The organism is Mesorhizobium sp. M7A.F.Ca.CA.002.05.1.1, from assembly GCF_003998335.1.
Classification (GTDB): Bacteria; Pseudomonadota; Alphaproteobacteria; order Rhizobiales; family Rhizobiaceae; genus Mesorhizobium.
The window spans coordinates 1-2,550 of sequence record NZ_RZQI01000846.1 but is presented as its reverse complement, the minus strand read 5'-3'; the positions used below and the strand labels follow the sequence as shown (position 1 = coordinate 2,550).

4 protein-coding genes and 1 pseudogene are annotated in these 2,550 nt (G+C 61.9%); all 5 read left to right on the top strand.

The window, feature by feature from the left end:
• Positions 1-284: DUF4893 domain-containing protein (locus EN939_RS29400; RefSeq protein WP_127271187.1), on the top strand; the 284-nt coding region annotated here is incomplete at its 5' end.
• Between the two features lie 93 nt (positions 285-377).
• The gene (locus tag EN939_RS29395; protein ID WP_127271185.1) at positions 378-1,157 is read left to right on the top strand and encodes a formyl transferase; all 780 of its coding nucleotides are present in this window, start codon (positions 378-380) and stop codon (positions 1,155-1,157) included.
• A 203-nt stretch (positions 1,158-1,360) separates the two neighbouring features.
• Complete coding sequence (locus tag EN939_RS29390) at positions 1,361-1,663, top strand: virulence factor (protein ID WP_023812316.1); 303 nt, start codon at positions 1,361-1,363, stop codon at positions 1,661-1,663.
• Positions 1,656-2,294 carry a methylenetetrahydrofolate reductase C-terminal domain-containing protein gene (locus EN939_RS29385; protein ID WP_127271183.1) on the top strand — a complete coding sequence of 213 codons (639 nt, stop codon included), beginning with the start codon at positions 1,656-1,658 and terminating at the stop codon, positions 2,292-2,294. Before EN939_RS29390 ends, EN939_RS29385 begins: the two co-directional genes overlap by 8 nt.
• A pseudogene (locus EN939_RS29380) lies at positions 2,291-2,550 on the top strand (methylenetetrahydrofolate reductase); the annotation flags it as partial. The gene EN939_RS29385 and the pseudogene EN939_RS29380, both read left to right, overlap by 4 nt.

The following is a 2,550-nucleotide window of genomic DNA, read 5'->3' as shown; positions in this document are numbered from 1 at the left end:
ATGGCTGGTTCAAGTGCAAGGTCACCGACGACGGTTCCGGCTGGCGGCTGGAAAAGATCAGCGGCTCGCAGCGCACCAAGGGCCGTTTCTTCGACGATGGCGAGAAACGCGCGATCTATCTCGGTTCCTTCTATGTCAACGATGATCCGGCAAAGCCCTATGGCAGCGGCCCGCAAACCGACCAGGTCGGCTATGCCTTCCGCAACAGCGCCAAGGAATGGCGCATCGAATTTCCGGCGCCCTATTACGAATCGAATCTCGATATCATCGAATTCAAGCGCTGACTGTGTATCGAAGGCTGATCACCAAGGATTAACCCGGACGCCCTAGCATCCCGACCATTATCAAGAACGGGTTGCTTGGAGGGGGCAAGATCCATGGCAGCATCAGAATCCAGTACGCGGATCGTGGTCGTCACCGGAGGCGGCCAGCATGTCTGGGCTATCGTCAACGCGATCACCGACCGCGTCGGCCCTGTCAGCGTCATCCTCGAAACGCCTGAATCCAAAAAGCAATTGCTTCGCGGCCGGGCTCGCCGCCAGGGCTGGATCTCCGCCATCGGCCAACTTGGCACGATGGTGCTCAGCAGACTGGGCAAACGGCTTCTCGCCAGCCATGCCGCCCGGCTGATTGCCGAGGAAAAGCTCGAGGTCGAGCCGCGGCGGGATCAGGAAATCATCCATGTCGCCTCAGCCAACGGGCCGGAATGCCTCGAAGCGATCAAGAAGATCCAGCCTGGCGTTGTCCTGCTTAATGGCTGCAGGCTGTTGTCGAAGGACATGCTTGCCCGGATGCCTTGCCCGGTGCTCAACTATCACGCCGGCATCACGCCGAAATACCGCGGCATGAACGGTGGCTACTGGGCGTTGACGTCAGGCGACCCGCAGAATTTCGGCACCACCGTGCATCTGGTCGATGCCGGCGTCGATACGGGCGCCGTGCTGAAACAGGTGCGCGGTCAACCGAAACGCGGCGACACCATCTCCAGCTACGCGTTGCGCCAGGCCGCGTTCTCGCGCGACATCTGCGTCGAGGCGGTCAGCGATGTTCTGGCCGGAAAAATCACCACCGTCGACCCCGGTCTGCCATCACAGCAATGGTATCATCCGACGATCTGGTTCTATCTCTGGACTGGCCTGAGAACCGGCATCTGGTAGCGCATTCCTCGTCAGGATCCGCACGCCGTGAGCCGGCTTTTCCGACGCCTCGAACCGGGCGCCGGCAGACGCCGGAAACGAATAATCACACCTTTCATTTTACGACATCCAAATGCGTCGCTTTTGAATGCGCGCGCGTCGTCCCATAACAAGCGGCCCCACTGCGCTTCCGGCAATGCTCGCAGAACGAGGAGTGAGAATTCATGGCCGATCTGATCGTCGTCTACTGGCGCGACATCCCAGCCCAAATCATCGTCAAAAAGGGCCGGCAGAACGCCAAGCGCGAGCTGCCGCTGCGCTTCACCGAGGCGATCGACATGTGCGCGATGCGCACTGGCGCCGGCGGCACCGACGATTATCTGGCCGAATGGCGCAAGGCCGATCCCGTCCCGGTCGGCGATGACCTCGAAGCCGAGGTCGAGAAGGCATTCAACGATATCGACACGAAATACGACCGCGAGCGGCTGGTCGCCCTGGTCAAGGCAGGCGGCAAAGAAAATGTCTGAAACCATTCCTGCCAAGGATGGCCAAAGGGTTGTCCAGCCGGTTACCCAGGCCACTCTGGTCAAAAAGGCAGCGCCGAAATCCGACTACAAGCCGGCCGACGTATCGCCGCAGCGGCGCGTGCAGCGTTCCTTTGCGGTCAGATTATGGTCTGTGCGGCACTCGCGATTACTCGAATGGTTCTACGCCAAATTCGCCGACATGTTCCTGCTCCTCCATCCCTTGTGGAAGGGCATAGGTTACGGCCGCGTCGAAGGGCCGATCAAATTCGTCGAGAAGCGCGTCAAGGGCTTCATGTTCGACTGCCGCATGTGCGGCCAGTGCATATTGTCCTCGACCGGCATGTCGTGCCCGATGAACTGCCCCAAGCAATTGCGCAACGGTCCTTGCGGCGGCGTCCGCGCCAACGGCAATTGCGAGGTCGAGCCCGATATGCCCTGCGTCTGGGTCAAAGCCTGGGAAGGCTCGCAGAACATGGTGCACGGCGACAGGATCCTGACCGTGCAGAAGCCGGTCGACCAGTCGCTGCGCGAAACATCGGCCTGGCTGCGGGTGACCGCGCAGGCGGCCGCCGCACGCGAAGCGGCCGCTGCCGCCAAAAATGAGACGGCAAACACCGGGGCACCGGCATGATCGGACGCCAGATCGACGAGAACCCGGCCGGCATCCACCTGCCGCTCGAACCCCTGCCCGGCCACACCTCGCGCGGCCGGCTGGAGCGCGTCCTGCGGCGCGGCGAGTTCGCCGTCACCACCGAGCTCAACCCGCCCGACAGCGCCGATCCGGAAGACGTCTATAACCGCGCCAAGATCTTCGACGGCTGGGTCGATGCCATCAACGCCGTCGACGCCTCGGGCGCCAATTGCCACATGTCGTCGGTCGGTATCTG

Bases quoted from the DNA above. Each gene is read 5' to 3' on its own strand.
- EN939_RS29385 (WP_127271183.1), top strand. From the start codon at position 1,656: ATGTCTGAAACCATTCCTGCCAAGGATGGCCAAAGGGTTGTCCAGCCG.
- EN939_RS29390 (WP_023812316.1), top strand. From the start codon at position 1,361: ATGGCCGATCTGATCGTCGTCTACTGGCGCGACATCCCAGCCCAAATC.
- EN939_RS29395 (WP_127271185.1), top strand. From the start codon at position 378: ATGGCAGCATCAGAATCCAGTACGCGGATCGTGGTCGTCACCGGAGGC.